Here is a 15645-nt window from a genome sequence, read left to right as displayed (position 1 = left end):
TGGCCTTTGGTGAAGTGATTGGCTTGCCAGTATGGCATGACATCTGGGAGGCCAATGTGACAGAGTGTGCCAAATTGGGTGACAGCTCATTTCAATATGTGAATTTGTCCGGGCCGAGATCGATGTGGCCCGGACTGTTCAATGACATTGGCTGTGCCATAGTGCGTTATTCCTCACGGACCCAGGTCTGGCTGCGGCCTAATAACGAAATACCAATAAAACCACGGACTTCGATTTTTTTGCCACCATCGAGAACTTTCAGCTTCGAGCTATACACATTGCCGTTTTCTGGGTCGAGGATTTTTCCATCCGTGTATTCGTTGCCGTTTTTCTTCAAGCCTTCCAGAAACACCAGGCCAATGATCGGTTTACCTTTTTTATCACCGTCACATTTTTCGCAGACTGGGTTTTCCGGTTCACCGGGCTTGGGGAAGTTGCCGATGATGCGGCCGGTCAATATGCCGTTTTGCTCTGTGATTTCAACAACACCACGTGGTTTGCCGGTTTTGTCGTCAATGGTTTTCCATTTGCCGACAGGCGAATCAGTATTTGCCAACGTGAGGCCCGCCAGACCAGTTGTGATGATGGCGACCAGTGTGCGGGTCAGGAAATGGGTCATGTGAGCGCTCCTTCTATTTATGGCTGATCTCGGATGGGCCGTGGCCCGGTTGCGGGATTGTTGCTGAATACAATAGATGATTTTCTGAGGTATCAGTGTGTTGAACGACATTCGCACTGATGTTAGGGGCCTGGCCGAATCGCGTCAAGATGGTTTAGAGCAAATACTCATTGCAAGGAAAGGCCGATTGGCAGCCCGCAACCAGCCTGAAATTGGGATAATCAAACTCTGTTCATCTGCCCGATAGGCTTTGTCATGTTGATCGACACACATTGTCATCTGGATGCACCCGAATTTGATACCGACCGGGATGAGGTGATTGCTGCATCTTGTGCGGCGGGCGTGAGCGGGGTGGTGGTGCCTGCGGTAGGGGTGTTCAATTTTGCCAGCACCCTGGACATGAGACAGCACCATGGCTGTGTACTTGCGTTTGGATTGCATCCCATCTATATCGACCAACACCGTGATGCCCATCTGGCCACGTTGCGGGAATGGGTGGTACAGCATCAACCCGCAGCCATTGGCGAGGTTGGACTGGATGGCTTTGTGCCAGGGCTGGATATGGCACGACAGGAATGGCTATTGGCCGAACAATTGAAGCTGGCCAGGGATTTCGAGTTGCCTGTTTTGTTACATATTCGCAAAAGTCAGGATCTGATTTTGAAACATTTGCGAAAAACCGGTGTCCGATCCGGCATCGCGCATGCTTTCAACGGTAGCCGGCAACAGGCGGACGAATTCCTGAAGCTGGGTTTCAAGTTGGGATTTGGCGGTGCGATGACCTTCGAACGCGCTTTGCGTATTCGTGAACTGGCGGCAACCTTGCCTGACGACGCGATCGTACTGGAAACCGACGCGCCGGACATTTCGCCAGCCTGGGCTTACAAGCAGCGTAATACACCTGCCTATCTGCCCCAAATTGCCGATGAATTGGCGGCTTTGCGTGGTACGACACGTGATGCGGTGATTCGCATGACATACGCCAACGCATGCCAGGTATTGCCACAGTTGGTGGATGCCGTGCTGATTTCCCATTGATTCTTGAAAAGGTGTTGAGCGGATCCATGCTTGCATTGATGCTTTTATTACCATTTGCAGTGGCGGTGTTATTGCCGTTCAGTGGTCGCTTGGGGCTGCGTTTGCCTGCTTGGCTGGCCGGCGCGGTGTGCGCCGGACTGTTGGGCTGGTTAGTGTGGCATGCACCCTGGCCGGGGCTGGATATCAGCTATAGCCATCGCTGGTTGCCAGCACTGGGCCTGCGGTTTTCGCTCAGTCTGGACGGGCTGGGCTACCTGTTTGGCTTGCTGATTGCGGCCATCGGCCTGCTGGTCGTGGTGTATGCCCGGTATTACCTGAGCCGGGCCGATTCCTTGCCACGTTTCTACAGCTATTTGCTGTTGTTCATGGGGGCCATGCTGGGCGTGGTGTGGTCGGATAACCTGCTGCTATTGATGGTGTTTTGGGAGCTGACCAGTCTAAGTTCTTTCTTGCTGATCGGTTTTTGGCACGAAGGCCGTCAGGCGCGGATTGGTGCGCGCATGGCATTGACCGTGACTGGTGCGGGTGGGCTGGCTATGTTTGCCGGTTTCCTGCTATTGGGTGACATCGTCGGCAGTTTCGATTTGCACGCGGTCATCGCCGCCCGGGCGCAAATCCAGGCTGATCCCTGGTTCCCATTGGCGTTGGGGTTGATTTTGCTGGGGGCATTCACCAAGTCTGCACAATTCCCTTTCCATTTCTGGTTGCCGCAAGCCATGGCGGCACCCACCCCTGTATCGGCCTACCTGCATTCGGCCACCATGGTCAAGGCGGGTGTGTTCTTGCTGGCCCGGTTGTATCCAGCGCTGGGGGGCAACGATTGGTGGTTTTCGATGGTGGCCCCGGTGGGCTTGGCGACATTGCTGGTCGGGGCGTATTGCGCGCTGTATCGGGATGACCTGAAAGGGCTACTGGCCTATTCCACCATCAGCCACCTTGGCCTGATCACGCTGCTGTTTGGGCTGGATACTCCTGAGGCTGCCATTGCCGGGGTGTTCCATATCATCAACCATGCCATCTTCAAGGCAGGCCTATTCATGACGGCAGGTATTATCGATCATGAGACTGGCACGCGAGACATGCGGGTATTACGAGGCCTGTACCGTTTCATGCCGGTGACAACGGTGTTGGGCACCGTGGCGGCTGCCTCAATGGCTGGTGTGCCGTTATTGAATGGTTTCCTGAGCAAGGAAATGTTTTACGCCCAGGCATTGGCGGCCCAACCGCTGGGCACGACCTGGCTGCTGCCAGCATTGGCCTGGCTGGCTACCGCATTGAGTGTGGCCTATTCGGTGCGTTTTGTGCACCTGGTGTTCTTTGCCAGGCCGGTGGCTGAGTTGCCACGGGTACCACACGAACCCCCACGCTGGATGCGTATCCCGGTCGAATTGCTGGTGTTGCTGTGCGTGGCTGTGGGCATGGCGCCGCAATACACGGTGGACACCTTACTGAGGCTGGCGCTGCCAAGTGTGATCGGGGAGACGATCCCATCGTTTGAATTGGCGATCTGGCATGGCTGGACGACCCCATTGGCGATGAGCATGGCTGCACTGGTGGTGGGGTTGTTGATCTACCGGTTCATGCATCCGTTGGGCATGTTTGAGCGTCGCATGCCGGTTCATTTGGGTAGTCGTACCTTCGCCACAGCGATGGATGAGCTGATCCGGCTGGCCCGTTGGCTGACGCAGTTGAGTACAGATGAGCAGCTACGGCCATTGCTGCGCTGGATTGTCGTACTGACGTTGCTGGCTGGGCTGTTGCCATGGTGGGCCTATGACGCACCGCGCCGGTTGCCGGATTGGGCAGGTTGGCCCGATGATCCTGGGTTGATCGGGTTGACCTTGATGATGACCGTGGCTGGTTTGCTGACAGTCTGGCTGCGTCATCGTCGTTTGCTTGCCATGTTGATGCTGGCGGTTGTCGGTCTGACTGTTGTGTTGAGTTTTGTGCAATTCGCATCGCCCGACTTGGCTTTGACACAACTGGCGGTGGAGATAGCCAGTACTGTCCTGCTGCTCTTGGCCTTACGTTGGTTGCCAGTGCCTACGGATGCCCAGCCCGAGCCCTGGTGGCCCCGATTGCGAGATGCTGTATTGGCGCTGATTGCTGGGGCTGGAGTGTTCCTGGTGCTGTACTCGGTATTGCAATCACCACAGGACTCGCTGTCTGGCTTTTACCTGGAACATGCATTGCCGTTGGGCGGGGGGGCCAATGTGGTGAACGTGATCCTGGTGGATTTCCGTGGCTTCGATACTCTGGGTGAAATCACCGTGCTGGCGATTGCCGGTTTGCTGTTGGTGAAGTTGTTGGATGATTACGCGGCGGTCCCTCAACCCGCCAAGCCGGATTCGCTGTTACTGGCGACCATGGCACGGCTGATCCTGCCATTTGCCCTGTTGATGTCGGCTTACCTGTATCTGCGCGGCCATCAGGCACCTGGCGGTGGTTTTGTGGCCGGATTGGTAACGGCTGCAGGTCTGCTCGTTCAGCATATTGCCTATGGCAGCGGTTGGGCCGCGCGCCATATGCCGGTCAGCGGTCGTCGACTGTCGGCGTTGGGGTTACTGGTGGCCGTGGGGACAGGGCTGGGCAGCTGGCTGTTCGACAAGAATTTCCTGACCAGTGGCCATGGTCATCTCGACCTGGGCTGGTTGGGCGAGCTGGAGTGGGCCAGTGCAGCGTTGTTTGATCTGGGCGTCTATCTGGTGGTGGTCGGCGCCACCATGGCCATGTTGACACGACTGGCCGCAACCCAAGACCCGCAGGAGGGACATCACTGATGGAGTTGTTGTTTGCAGCCGGTGTGGCGGTATTGACCGCCTGCGGCATCTATTTGAGCCTGCGACCACGCAGTTTTGACGTGGTATTGGGGCTGACCTTGCTGTCTTATGCGGTCAACCTGTTCATTTTTGGCATGGGGCGCTTGCACCCAGGTGCACCACCTTTGATCCGTGATGGTGTAACCCACTATGCCGACCCCTTGCCACCGGCACTGGTCCTGACCGCCATCGTCATCGGCTTTGCCATGACAGCATTGTTGTTGGCCCTGGCTGTACGCAAGCGCTTTGTCAGCCGTACTGACCTGGTCGACGTAAAGGATGGGCGATGATTCAGCATGTCTTGATTGTGCCTGTGTTGCTGCCGTTATTGCTGGCCTGCAGCTGCATGCTGGCAGGGGACAGGGTATGGCTGAAGCGTTTGCTGGTACTGGTTGGCAACACCTTGCTGGCTGCCGTGACGGTGGTGCTGGTGTGGTGGGCAGAAAGCGACATGATCTGGTCCTATATGGCTGGCAGCTGGCCTGCACCGTTTGGTATTGCGCTGGTGCTGGATCGCCTGTCTGCACTGATGTTGCTGACCACCGCTTTGCTGTCCTGCCTGTGTTTTGTCTATGCCTGGGTTCGGGATTGGGATCTGCGCGGTCGGCATTTTCACAGTTTATGGTTGTTGCAGATGATGGGCTTGAATGGGGCCTTCCTGACTGGGGATCTGTTCAATCTGTTCGTCTTTTTCGAGGTGATGCTGGCGGCCTCATATGGCTTGTTGCTGCATGGTGACGGCGAGCATCGGATTGGGCGTGGTTTTGCCTATGTCACCATCAACTTGTTGGGTTCGGCATTGTTTCTGATTGCAGCCAGCCTGTTCTATGGGGTGTTGGGCTCACTCAACCTGGCGGACCTGGCCCGGCGAATTGTGGTGGTGGATGAAAGCCGCTGGATGCTGATTCGTGTGGCCGGCATGCTGCTGTTCGTGGTGTTTGCCTTGAAGGCCGCACTAGCGCCAATGCAACTGTGGTTGTCCGGTACTTATGAGTCGGCCAGCGGGCCGGTGGCGGCGCTGTTTGCCGTGATGACCAAGGTTGGTGTGTATGCAATGTTTCGTGTGTATACATTGTTGTTTGGTGTTGAGGCTGGGCCATTGGCCAATCTATTGTCCCCATGGTTGGTGCCGTTGGCGTTGCTGACCTTGTTGCTGGGGGCCTTGGCGGTATTGGGGGGCCGTAATCTGCGAGCTATTGCTGGAGGGCTGGTGGTGGGCTCGGTCGGTACCTTGCTGATTGGGCTGGTGTTGGGTAACCAGGCAGGCCTGGCAGCAGCCTTATTCTATTTGCCGCACAGTACCTGGGTAGCTGCGTTGTTCTATCTGGCGGCAGACTGGTTTCAGACAGGGCGCGGTACGGTAGGGGATGCGCTGGTGCCTGCACCACGTGTGCCCCATGCAGCCTTGGCAGGAGCAGGTTTTTTGCTTGCTGGCATGATGGCGGCTGGCTTGCCACCGTTCGCCGGTTTTTTGTCCAAAGCATGGCTGTTGTCGGCAGTGGGGCCGGAAAGCCGGGGCTGGATATGGGGTGGCGTGCTGGTGGCAAGCCTGCTGACACTCATCGGTTTGGTCCGTGCTGGCAGTGTGTTGTTCTGGAAAACCACAGACGACACTATGATCCATCGTGATGGCCGGCTGGTCATGGCAGAATGGCTGCCGATGGGGGTGCTGTTGGTGCTGTTGGTGGCTTTGACGGTTGGTGCCGGGGCGATTGGGGATTATTGCCTGCGCACTGCGGATCAGTTGTTGCAGCCGGCCTTGTATTGGCGTGCATTGGGACTGGAAGGGGGTGTCGCGAATGGCTCGTAAATGGCTCAACCTGCCACTGAGTGCGGCGTTGTTGATGGCCTGGTTGCTGGTCAACAGCAGCATGAGTGCTGGTCAACTGGTACTGGGGGGCATTTTGGCACTGCTGTTGCCAGTGTGCCTTGGGCGTTTTCGGCAAGCTGGCACCATCCGGTTGCGTAAACCCCTGCTGGCCATCAGATTGTGGTTGGTATTCATGTGGGATATTGGCGTGGCCAATCTGCAGGTCGCCCGGCAGGTGTTGTTCGAATCTCGACGGTTGAAATCGGAGCTGATCCATGTACCTTTGGATACCAATGAGCCGTTGGTGGCGGTGATGTTAGGGGCCATGGTGACGCTGACACCTGGCACTGTCACCATCGAAGCAGACGCCGAGGCCCGTCGCCTGATCGTACATGTATTGCATACCACCGATTCATTGGCCGTCATTCAAGGCATCAAGCAACGTTATGAGCAGCCACTGAAGGAGATTTTTGGATGTTGAACTGGGCATTGTGGCTGGCAATCGGCATGGTGCTGCTGGCGTTCATGTTGGCTTTCTGGCGTTTGTTACGCGGCCCGGCTGCGGTTGATCGCGTATTGTCGCTGGATACGCTTTATCTGAATGCCATTGCGTTGATCGTGCTGTTGGGTATGGCGTGGTCGGATAAAAGCTATTTTGAGGTGGGCATGTTGATTGCGTTGCTGGGTTTTATCGGAACCGTGGCGCTGGCGCGTTTTCTCTTGCACAAGCGGGTCATGGAGTAGAGCATGGATATATTGATTGCCATATTGGCGCTGGCAGGTGCGGTGCTGACATTGATTGGCTCGTTGGGATTGGTTCTGCTACCCGACACCTTGACCCGGCTGCATGCCCCCACCAAGACGAGTACATTGGGGCTGGCATGCCTGTTGGTGGCATCCATTCTACATTTCTGGCCGACCCAGCCCGGGCTGCATGAGCTGCTGATTACAATGTTTCTATTCCTCACCGCACCTGTATCGGCCCATTTGCTGGGGCGGGTGGCGATGCGCTCACAGCATGGGCATGATCCCAAATCGGCCCACGCCATCCCGCCATCGACGCAGGAATAAAACCAACCCGGCCTGGAAGGTGCGTCCAGGCCGGGTATCCATCCTTACTTCACTTCAACTGCACCAATATCACAACGTCCCTTGGGGGAACGTGGCATGCCGCGTTGATCGACGAACATCGTGCAGTTGGTCTTGCCTGCATCAATCAGTGGGCTGCCAGGCAGTGGTTGGAAGGTGAGGGTTGGGCCTCCATTGTCAGTGAGTGGGCCAAGTTTGGCGTCGGAACCCAAGTAATTATTGCCCAAGTCAACAAAGAACTTGCGATCGGCATGTTCCCACACCGTGTGATTCAGCCAGGCCTGGCCGGCTGGTGAATGCTCGGTATCATTGAACAGCTGTTGCCAGTCGACGTGGCTATTGCCCATTTCATCGCCACGCAGATTGTGTTTGATTGTCGAATAGGAAACACTGAGCTTTCCACCGAAACCATTATAGAGGCCGGAGCCATAGTTGAATCCCCATCCACTGGAGCCGACGTAGTTTTGAGCAATGGTTGAATTGATGATGGCAGCTTGACCAACGTTTGCTATACCACCTCCCCAACCGACTGCAGCACTTAAACTATTGTCCAGAATGGCACTGTTCTGGATGATCATATTGCCTGCATTCTGCACGCCACCACCAAATCCTGACGCAACCGCGATCCCATTGTTGTTCAGGGTGCTGTTCATGATATGCAGGGTTGCACCTGGCTTATTGCAGATACCGCCGCCACCTTCCAGATTGCCCAGATTGAAACCATCCAGTGCAGCAGCTGCCTTTCGCGGTGCGCTTTTCAGGTTGGGGCGCATATCGGCAATAAGCCAATTGTCTTTGATCAACACGTGATCCAGTGTCAGTACACCGTAGTTGAGAATCCCTGCGCCAAAGACGGTTTTGCCCATATCGCTATCAGCAATGTAATTATGGAGATAGCCTTTGGTGATTGTCAGGTTTGCGAGGGTGACGACTTTGTTCTGGGTGATTTGAATAACACGGCTTTTTCCATTGGCATTCAATGTGATGCCTTGTTTGCCGCCATCGATGCGGACGGATTTGTTGAGCAGGATTTCTCCGCTGGTCAAATGAATTACCCGACTGTGATCCGGTAAATTGAAAATGATTTCATTGCCTTGAGATTCTGTGGGAATTTGCTGGAGGATGGTACGCAAGGTTCCCTGGCCAGCGTCATTGGGACTGGTGACGGTATAGAGCTTGGCCCATGACATGGCGGGGAGCGTGATCAGGGCAATGGCAGTGGCAAGCATGGTGTGATTGGATCGGGGAATTGCAGCACGCATAAGCAATATTCCAAAAAAATGATTTGATCGTGATATTTCAAGTTTTTCGAATTCTTGAAATGTCAATATAATTCCAGATTGTTTATTTGAGAGTCAATGTAAATAATGATTTTGGTGGTGTTTGAGCAAGGTTTTATGTGCTGTTCAATTTTCTATTAATTATTAATTTCGATTTTGTGAATGTACGGGGCCGCCATAATTTAATGATTTGATTCAATTGATGGTGCGTTGATGATGATGTTTGGTAGATGTACCGGTTACAGGCAGGTGGGTAGAACGAACTGGGCGCTTCGGCTGGCGAGACCAAATGGAAATGGGGGAACAACAGATCAGCCGGAAGCGGTCCTCACGTCCGGTCATGTGCCATAAGAGCATTTTATTTGTCCAGTTCGCACGGTATTGGGGCTGGACTGGGAACAATGACGGCGGGCGAGGGGGGCCGCTTGCATATATTGCCGCCACACTGGCTGGCCGGTTGAATGTGATATCGACCTGGTATTCCATAGAAATCAAAGTACTATGAAGTTACGGAGGTTTGAATGATAACTTTGTTATGAATGCAAGGAGGCTCTATGAAGCGCATGGTTCGGGTAATGCTGGTGGCGCCATGGATGTGCTGGACCAGCTGGGTGGTTGCCGATAGTTATCTGGTTGGCCGAGGCATGGCCGACATTACCGGGGAGGCGGCCGAGGTCGGCATGATGGGTTATGCCAAATCGGATCAGGTGGCGGCAGGTATTCATATGCGGCAACGTGCACGGGCCTTCATTGTTGGGGACCCAGCCACGGGTAAACGGGTGGTATTCGTCAACACGGATCTGGGCATGGTCTTTCAAAGCATTCAGCAGGCGGTGATCAGTCGCCTGACCGCAAAGTATGGTGCTTTGTACAGCGCGGAAAACGTGGTGCTGGCTGCGACACATACCCATGGCGGCCCTGGCGGGTTCTCGCATTATGCTTTGTATAATTTCACCAGCCTGGGTTTCAACAAAACAACGTTCGATGCCATTGTGGCCGGGATTGTCGAAGCAATCGACAAGGCGCATCGAAATATGAAGCCGGGTCAAATCCGTATTGGGCAAGGTGAGCTGCTGGATGCCAGCAACAATCGATCCTTGACTGCCTATGAACGCAATCCGGCCTCGGAGCGTGCCAAGTGGGGTCATCACATTGATCCAGACATGACGGTGCTGAAATTTTCCAGAGGTGAAACGGATGTCGGTGCCATCAGCTGGTTTGCTACCCATGGGGTATCGATGAAAAACAGTAACCGCCTGATCAGTCCAGACAACAAAGGCTATGCGGCATGGCGTTGGGAGCATGATCTGAAAGGCGTGCGCTACGACAGTGATGAGGATTTTGTGTCCGCATTTGCACAGACCAATGCTGGGGATATGACACCGAATTTGAATCTGGATGGTAACGGCCCGACCCATAATGAATTCGATAACACACGCTTGATTGGCGAACGACAGCTACAGAAGGCACTGTCGATTCATCAGGCTGCGCGGGAGCTTCTGGTCGGCCCAATCGATTACCGCCAGCAGTTTGCAGATTTCTCCAACGTGAATGTTGCCCCGTTGTTCACTGACGGGGAAACACGTCGGACTTGTCCTGCTGCACTGGGGACGGCTTTTGCTGCGGGGACAGAAGACGGGCGGGGTATGGATGGATTCGAGGAGGGCGATTTGAAAGGGAATCCGTTTTTCCAGTTTCTGGGCGGGGTGATCATCCCGGCGCCGCCGTGGGTACATGAATGCCACGCACCCAAGCCGATATTACTGGCAACTGGTATGCAACGGCCATTCCCATGGACACCGGAAGTGTTGCCAGTATCCATTTTGCGCATTGGCCAGCTGGCCATTGTTGCCGGCCCGGCCGAGTTCACCATCATGGCCGGTCGACGTATCCGTGAAACTGTACTGATGGCCCTGGGCGGTAGCGTACGCCATGTAGTGTTCAACGGCTATGCCAATGCCTACGCTGGATATGTCACCACTCCGGAAGAATATGAGGCCCAGCATTATGAAGGGGGTTCCACCCATTTCGGCAAATGGACGCTGCCAGCCTATCAGCAGGCCTATTTCAACTTGGCGACGGCCATGCGACTTGGGGTTCCGGTAACACCTGGCCCAACACCCCGTGATCTGACCAGCAATCAGATGTCGTTTCAGACGGGGGTGGTGCTGGACAATACGCCCATCGGCAAAAGCTTTGGACAAGCCGATCAGCAGCCAGATGCAGCTTATCTGCGGGGTACACGGGTGAATGTGGCCTTTTGGACTGGTCATCCGAAAAACCATCTTCACCGTAATGGGACATTCCTGTCCGTGCAGCAATGGACTGGCAATCAATGGCAAGAGGTCGCGAGAGATGGTGACTGGTCAACGATTTATCGCTGGGTACGCATTGACCCGGTGTGGGGTACTTCTAAGGCATTGATCAGTTGGGATATTCCTGTCTCGGCCAATGCCGGTACTTATCGGATCGTGCATTACGGTGACTACAAGAATGGCTGGACAGGGAGGATCTACCCGTTTGCCGGCGTCAGCCGCAGTTTTTCGGTGCAATGACAGCCTAGGGCAGCGAAGGATAGCGCTGATCAATCTGCCGTAGTGTACCGTCCGTTTCCATGCTTTTGTAGGCAGCCTGCAAGGCGTCGATCACTTTGATCGGGACGTCCAGGTTGCAGGCCAAATACAATTCTTGTCGATTGAAGGAAAACAGAACTTTGACTTGGCTCTGGGCTTGCAATCGTTTGATGATCTGCGGTGACGACAGCCGGCCGGCAGCCCAATAGTCGATGCGTCCAGCTAGCAGATTGCGCAGGCAGACCTCACCGTTGGTTGCGGTCACGATTTTGTACTGTTGGTTGGCCAAATGGGTAGCAACGGCGTCACTACGATAGCCAGCAATGGGCGTATTTTTCAGGTCTTCAAGGCGCCGGACCGGAGGGCTGTCATACCGACCGATAATGACCCATTCGGTGGTAGCCAACGGCCCGATCCATTTGAACAGTGTTTCGCGTTCTGTAATTCGGGCTGTGCCAAACACGCAAGTATCGGGTTGTACCTGGGCCAGATTATAGGCACGTTGCCAGGAAACCGCTTCCAGTGTGTAATCAATGCCGGCCCGCCGCATCAGTTCAGACACCTTATCACCTACAATACCAGTTGCCGAACGGCCATCGGCAGTCGGCACATTGTACGGATCAAGGTATTCGGTGGTCAGTCGTAGAAAGTCAGCATAGCTTGTTCCGCTGCCGATAAACGCCATGCTCAGCAGCAACAGATATGGCACAAGACGACGTGTGCGGTACAAAGACATGCCAGCAGCCATGTGTTCCTACATCAAAATGTCGCGTCTGTTTTAGCGTGGCTAACAATTTGCCTGATACTGCATTGTGTCGCCTTACCGTACCCTTGCACTACCTGCGGTGGGACATCCTGCCCCTGTCGCTGTGTTGAATTTTGTCAGTCACAATTAATATAGGGTATACCACATGGTTTGATCAGCCTGTTGTTACTTGGAGCGGTTCAATATTCATCAGAAACGTCTGGGCAATCTTTGCCAATGGCCCTGCGCTGTCCCCGCTCATGAGAACCAACGGGCGAGCACTGGGTGCAGGTCGTCTGCCCTGGTGACGTGAACGTTCAGGGTTGTTGCATGTATCGCTGATCAATCTGGCGTAACGTGCCATCGGCTTCCATGCTTTTCCAGACATTCTGCATTGTCTCAATCAATTGATTGGGTACCGCCGGGTTGCAGGCCAAGTAGAGATAGCGGCGATTGAAGGCCAACAAAACCTTTACCTTGTCTTCCGCATTTTGCCGCCTGATTATTTGCGATGAGGATAAGCGGCCTGCCACCCAATAATCGATGCGACCCAATACCAGATTTCGCAGGCATACATCTGGGCTGGTAGCGGTGACCACATTGTATTGATGGCTGGTCAGATAAATGGCGGAGGCATCACTGCGATAACCGGCAATCGGTATTTCTTTCAGGTCTTCCAGCTGGTTGATGGGTGGGCTGTTATTGCGCCCGATCACAACCCATTCAGTGGTGGCCATGGGGCCTACCCATTTGAACAGCGCCTCCCGTTCCTCAATGCGAGTAGTGGCGAATACGCAGGTGTTGGGTTGTGTCAGGGCCAAATTGTAGGCCCGCTGCCAGGTGGCGATCTCCAGCGTATACTCGATATTGGCTCGCCGCATGATTTCCATTACTTTCTCACCGACAATACCAGCAATGTTGCGTCCGTCTGCGGTGGGGATGTTATACGGTGGCAAATCTTCAGTGGTCAATTGCAACATTTCGCCAGCCTGAACAGACATGCTCAATCCGATCCCAAGGCATCCCATCAGGCATGCGCGCTGGAACCGGCAGGCAAATGAGTGAGGGAAATTCATGCCAGCTGACCCGAACATACGTGTGTATTCACTATAGGGTAATCTGATCTCGATGAATGTGTTTCATGATGACTGTACCATGCGGCAGTGATAGCAATCAGGCCAAGTCCTGGCTCTACTTTGCTGAACTCCCTTTAGGGTATTGTTTCAAATGAGATTTTTTAGGTTGTCATTGACGATGGCTTCAATACGTCAGTGGTATTTTCAGTCTGCTGGCTACAGGCCTGACCTGGCTGGATCAGCATTTCTTGCTTAATGCCCGCCACGTTGAATCTACCACCTGTTCTGTTGTCACGGGCATCAGAACATGAGCTTGATGACAATGGCCCGGATGTCCCAGACGAAGGAACGGCAGGCCTTGGGCGATATCCGCCGCTTGTCATCGAATAAGGACGTGGTAGCCCTTCGCGCGACCGTCTGTCTCCGACCATGCCGAGCGGGTTCGGTGTATTGCCGAACGCTATGTCCGACGGTTGCAGGTAGCCGTTTCAGCTTAGGCCAGACAAGGCTTGCCGCTGCCAACGGGGGCGGGGAGGGAAGGTGACAAAGTTGAATTAGTATCCGGCATTAATCTGTAGTAGTGCTTGGTAAGTAGACGCTTCAATATGCTGCACGACAAATCCGGTAAGTGCGTTGTGTTCATTTACATACAATGCGACATGGTCGTTGCCCGCAACACCACATCCAACCATCGGGGTATCACCCCACAAAACACACAGATTCCCATCATACAAATACACTCTGACTCGACCGCTGGCGGCGCGCATGTATCCACGTTTGACCTGATCAGGTGCCCAGTAATCGGCCTCAATACCGCCAGATATGAATGAGTCATCCTGAAGGGCCAGCGGTTCGTTGGCATCCCAAGGGCTGAGCAACTGTGCAAAACGCCTACCTATCGACAATTCGATAGACTCCAGGTTTTCGCCAGTGCGAGAGAAGCAAAGCTCGATTTCGCCCCCCTCGCTCAGAATTTGATCTTCAGTTGTGGCACCCAAGCCTTCGTTGTGCTGCAGGACGAAGTAATAATTGCCATGCACGTTGACTGCTTCCTGATGCAGGATGAAGGTTGGTGTTGGCGAGGCCTCGTGGTCGATGCCATATACAAATTTACCGGCCATACCATGCCACTGACTGACTTTTGGATAAGAGAAATGACTCATGACCTTACCGTGAAAAAGTAATGTGTTGACTCAAAACGACTGACCGACAAGCGCGCCGCCACGTGTAAGCACAGAAAGCTTTCAATCAGAACAGCTCACCGTACTGTCAAGAATTGCTGTTGACAGGACCGTCAATGACCGCAAAGCAAACTGGCAGATGCGGGATGTGATTACACTGCGACCTTGTAACACACATTTCCGATCATCTGCCAGCGTTTTGGTCGACGACGAACCGACCATTCCATGCTTGAAGGCGGGTACTTCGTCGGCAATGCTACGGTTGACTAGAGCGGTTGGAGGTGGAAGATCTTAATCACCCGTTTTCCAGCTTCCACGGCCAGCTCTGCCTTCATTTCCCAAGTAAACCCAGGGGTTTGCACAATAGTTGCGATAGCCTTGGCACCATACCCATGCATATGAATGGCGTTCATGACCGCTGTATCGACCAGCCCTTCACGCATGGCAACATGTACTGCCGCTTCAACCTCTTGCAACATCAACGCCTCGGCGAATGTTGTTTGGCCTGCAGTGGGCGCTCGACCAAGCAGTTCCTGCAAATGTTTGGCTGCACCTTTGCCTAGGGCGGTTGATTTGAGCAACACCGTTTCACCGCCCACATTCATGACCATCCGCTCACCCAGCACATGCCGACCGGGTAACAAAGCACCGCTGATCCCGACGCGCTTGAGAATGGCTAAGTTCTCAAGGTTTTTGCTGAATTTGGCGAACTTGCCAAATTTGACAAGCTTGGCACCAAGATTGAATACACCACCAAAGATGACGCCCTCAGCTGCGCCTACGATAAAGTTGGTGGCAATGCGCTCCATCGAAGCGTTGGCTTGCCAGTTGATGGCCACATTTAATGTGCCACCAATGGCCATTGTGACGCCAATGGATCCCATCGAGAATTTACCGGTGGGATCGATGTTTCCGACTGGATCACCGTTGGCATACAAATAGTCATGGAGCGTAATCGGGTTTGCCAGATTCCCGGCATGGGTGTCTTGACTGACAAACCGTCCGGTTTCCGGGTTAAGGTACCGGGCACGCAAGTAGTACATGCCGAGCTGAGCATCATGCTGCTCGCCACCAAAGAGATAGGTATTGTTTGTGTTGCCAGTCTTGTTGAGGCGTAAACCCCAGGCATCGTAAGCATAGGTATCGGTGACCGAACCCGTGTCAGATGTCAGCAGACGGGTGCTGCCCAGACCGTCATAATGGAAATAGGCCTTCTGGGCTTGCGTTTGCTGATATATCAGGTCATTGCCATAGGTAAAGTGTGTCGCCTTACCTGTCGGGTCTTGTTCCTCTAATACCTGTGCATAATCACGATTCGCATCGACCAACCAGCTGGTCTTGGCAGAACCATTCACCGTCTGGCTGACGCGATTACCCTCAGCATCATACGCATAGCGAACGGAGGTACCGATGCT

The 15645-nt window shown here is 54.1% G+C and carries 14 protein-coding genes; 8 read left to right on the top strand and 6 right to left on the bottom strand.

The window, feature by feature from the left end; genetic code table 11:
- Positions 1 to 166: 166 nt before the first annotated feature.
- Entirely contained in the window at positions 167 to 619 is a 453-nt protein-coding gene (locus FFS57_RS09280; protein WP_137937510.1) for a DUF2147 domain-containing protein, read from the bottom strand.
- Between the two features lie 255 nt (positions 620 to 874).
- Here FFS57_RS09280 and FFS57_RS09275 point away from each other — a divergent pair, with 255 nt between their 5' ends.
- From FFS57_RS09275 to mnhG, 7 genes are read left to right on the top strand one after another with little or no spacing between them, the layout of a single operon-like run.
- Complete coding sequence (locus tag FFS57_RS09275) at positions 875 to 1657, top strand: TatD family hydrolase (protein ID WP_137937509.1); 783 nt, start codon at positions 875 to 877, stop codon at positions 1655 to 1657.
- 26 nt (positions 1658 to 1683) lie between these two features.
- On the top strand, positions 1684 to 4437 hold the full coding sequence (locus tag FFS57_RS09270; protein ID WP_137937508.1) for a monovalent cation/H+ antiporter subunit A: 2754 nt from the start codon (positions 1684 to 1686) through the stop codon (positions 4435 to 4437).
- The gene (locus tag FFS57_RS09265) at positions 4437 to 4766 is read left to right on the top strand and encodes a Na+/H+ antiporter subunit C (RefSeq protein WP_137937507.1); all 330 of its coding nucleotides are present in this window, start codon (positions 4437 to 4439) and stop codon (positions 4764 to 4766) included. Before FFS57_RS09270 ends, FFS57_RS09265 begins: the two co-directional genes overlap by 1 nt.
- Positions 4763 to 6286 (top strand): monovalent cation/H+ antiporter subunit D, encoded by a 1524-nt coding sequence (locus FFS57_RS09260; protein WP_249383954.1) that lies wholly within the window; start codon positions 4763 to 4765, stop codon positions 6284 to 6286. The genes FFS57_RS09265 and FFS57_RS09260 overlap by 4 nt, the downstream gene beginning before the upstream one ends.
- Positions 6276 to 6767, top strand: coding sequence for a Na+/H+ antiporter subunit E (locus FFS57_RS09255; RefSeq protein ID WP_137937506.1), 492 nt, complete (start codon positions 6276 to 6278; stop codon positions 6765 to 6767). Before FFS57_RS09260 ends, FFS57_RS09255 begins: the two co-directional genes overlap by 11 nt.
- A complete protein-coding gene (locus tag FFS57_RS09250) occupies positions 6761 to 7030 on the top strand; it encodes a K+/H+ antiporter subunit F (RefSeq protein ID WP_137937505.1) in 270 nt (89 codons plus the stop codon). Before FFS57_RS09255 ends, FFS57_RS09250 begins: the two co-directional genes overlap by 7 nt.
- Positions 7031 to 7033: 3 nt before the next feature.
- Positions 7034 to 7357 (top strand): monovalent cation/H(+) antiporter subunit G, encoded by a 324-nt coding sequence (gene mnhG / locus FFS57_RS09245; RefSeq protein ID WP_137937504.1) that lies wholly within the window; start codon positions 7034 to 7036, stop codon positions 7355 to 7357.
- A gap of 44 nt (positions 7358 to 7401) precedes the next feature.
- On the opposite strand, the gene FFS57_RS09240 is transcribed toward mnhG, so the two are convergent.
- Positions 7402 to 8637, bottom strand: a complete 1236-nt coding sequence (locus tag FFS57_RS09240) for a choice-of-anchor Q domain-containing protein (RefSeq protein ID WP_137937503.1) — start codon at positions 8635 to 8637, stop codon at positions 7402 to 7404.
- Between the two features lie 572 nt (positions 8638 to 9209).
- Between FFS57_RS09240 and FFS57_RS09235 the strand changes: the two genes are divergently transcribed.
- Positions 9210 to 11210 carry a neutral/alkaline ceramidase gene (locus tag FFS57_RS09235; RefSeq protein WP_171013783.1) on the top strand — a complete coding sequence of 667 codons (2001 nt, stop codon included), beginning with the start codon at positions 9210 to 9212 and terminating at the stop codon, positions 11208 to 11210.
- A gap of 4 nt (positions 11211 to 11214) precedes the next feature.
- Here FFS57_RS09235 and FFS57_RS09230 read toward each other — a convergent pair whose 3' ends face one another.
- The 4 genes from FFS57_RS09230 to FFS57_RS09215 form a co-directional block, all read right to left on the bottom strand.
- On the bottom strand, positions 11215 to 11964 hold the full coding sequence (locus FFS57_RS09230; protein ID WP_171013782.1) for a substrate-binding periplasmic protein: 750 nt from the start codon (positions 11962 to 11964) through the stop codon (positions 11215 to 11217).
- A 326-nt stretch (positions 11965 to 12290) separates the two neighbouring features.
- Positions 12291 to 12974, bottom strand: a complete 684-nt coding sequence (locus FFS57_RS09225) for a substrate-binding periplasmic protein (RefSeq protein ID WP_171013780.1) — start codon at positions 12972 to 12974, stop codon at positions 12291 to 12293.
- A 629-nt stretch (positions 12975 to 13603) separates the two neighbouring features.
- Positions 13604 to 14212 (bottom strand): hypothetical protein, encoded by a 609-nt coding sequence (locus FFS57_RS09220; RefSeq protein ID WP_137937499.1) that lies wholly within the window; start codon positions 14210 to 14212, stop codon positions 13604 to 13606.
- A 284-nt stretch (positions 14213 to 14496) separates the two neighbouring features.
- On the bottom strand, positions 14497 to 15645 hold a 1149-nt coding region (locus tag FFS57_RS09215), incomplete at its 5' end, for an RHS repeat domain-containing protein (protein ID WP_137937498.1).

The sequence above is a fragment of the Chitinivorax sp. B genome, from assembly GCF_005503445.1.
Classification (GTDB): Bacteria; Pseudomonadota; Gammaproteobacteria; order Burkholderiales; family SCOH01; genus Chitinivorax.
Note: the sequence above shows the minus strand (reverse complement) of the source record. Positions and strands in the feature narration are given on the sequence as shown.

Bases quoted from the DNA above. Each gene is read 5' to 3' on its own strand.
- FFS57_RS09235 (WP_171013783.1), top strand. From the start codon at position 9,210: ATGAAGCGCATGGTTCGGGTAATGCTGGTGGCGCCATGGATGTGCTGG.
- FFS57_RS09260 (WP_249383954.1), top strand. From the start codon at position 4,763: ATGATTCAGCATGTCTTGATTGTGCCTGTGTTGCTGCCGTTATTGCTG.
- FFS57_RS09255 (WP_137937506.1), top strand. From the start codon at position 6,276: ATGGCTCGTAAATGGCTCAACCTGCCACTGAGTGCGGCGTTGTTGATG.
- FFS57_RS09225 (WP_171013780.1), bottom strand. From the start codon at position 12,974: ATGTCTGTTCAGGCTGGCGAAATGTTGCAATTGACCACTGAAGATTTG.
- FFS57_RS09265 (WP_137937507.1), top strand. From the start codon at position 4,437: ATGGAGTTGTTGTTTGCAGCCGGTGTGGCGGTATTGACCGCCTGCGGC.
- FFS57_RS09250 (WP_137937505.1), top strand. From the start codon at position 6,761: ATGTTGAACTGGGCATTGTGGCTGGCAATCGGCATGGTGCTGCTGGCG.
- FFS57_RS09270 (WP_137937508.1), top strand. From the start codon at position 1,684: ATGCTTGCATTGATGCTTTTATTACCATTTGCAGTGGCGGTGTTATTG.
- mnhG (WP_137937504.1), top strand. From the start codon at position 7,034: ATGGATATATTGATTGCCATATTGGCGCTGGCAGGTGCGGTGCTGACA.
- FFS57_RS09220 (WP_137937499.1), bottom strand. From the start codon at position 14,212: ATGAGTCATTTCTCTTATCCAAAAGTCAGTCAGTGGCATGGTATGGCC.
- FFS57_RS09275 (WP_137937509.1), top strand. From the start codon at position 875: ATGTTGATCGACACACATTGTCATCTGGATGCACCCGAATTTGATACC.
- FFS57_RS09230 (WP_171013782.1), bottom strand. From the start codon at position 11,964: ATGTCTTTGTACCGCACACGTCGTCTTGTGCCATATCTGTTGCTGCTG.
- FFS57_RS09240 (WP_137937503.1), bottom strand. From the start codon at position 8,637: ATGCGTGCTGCAATTCCCCGATCCAATCACACCATGCTTGCCACTGCC.
- FFS57_RS09280 (WP_137937510.1), bottom strand. From the start codon at position 619: ATGACCCATTTCCTGACCCGCACACTGGTCGCCATCATCACAACTGGT.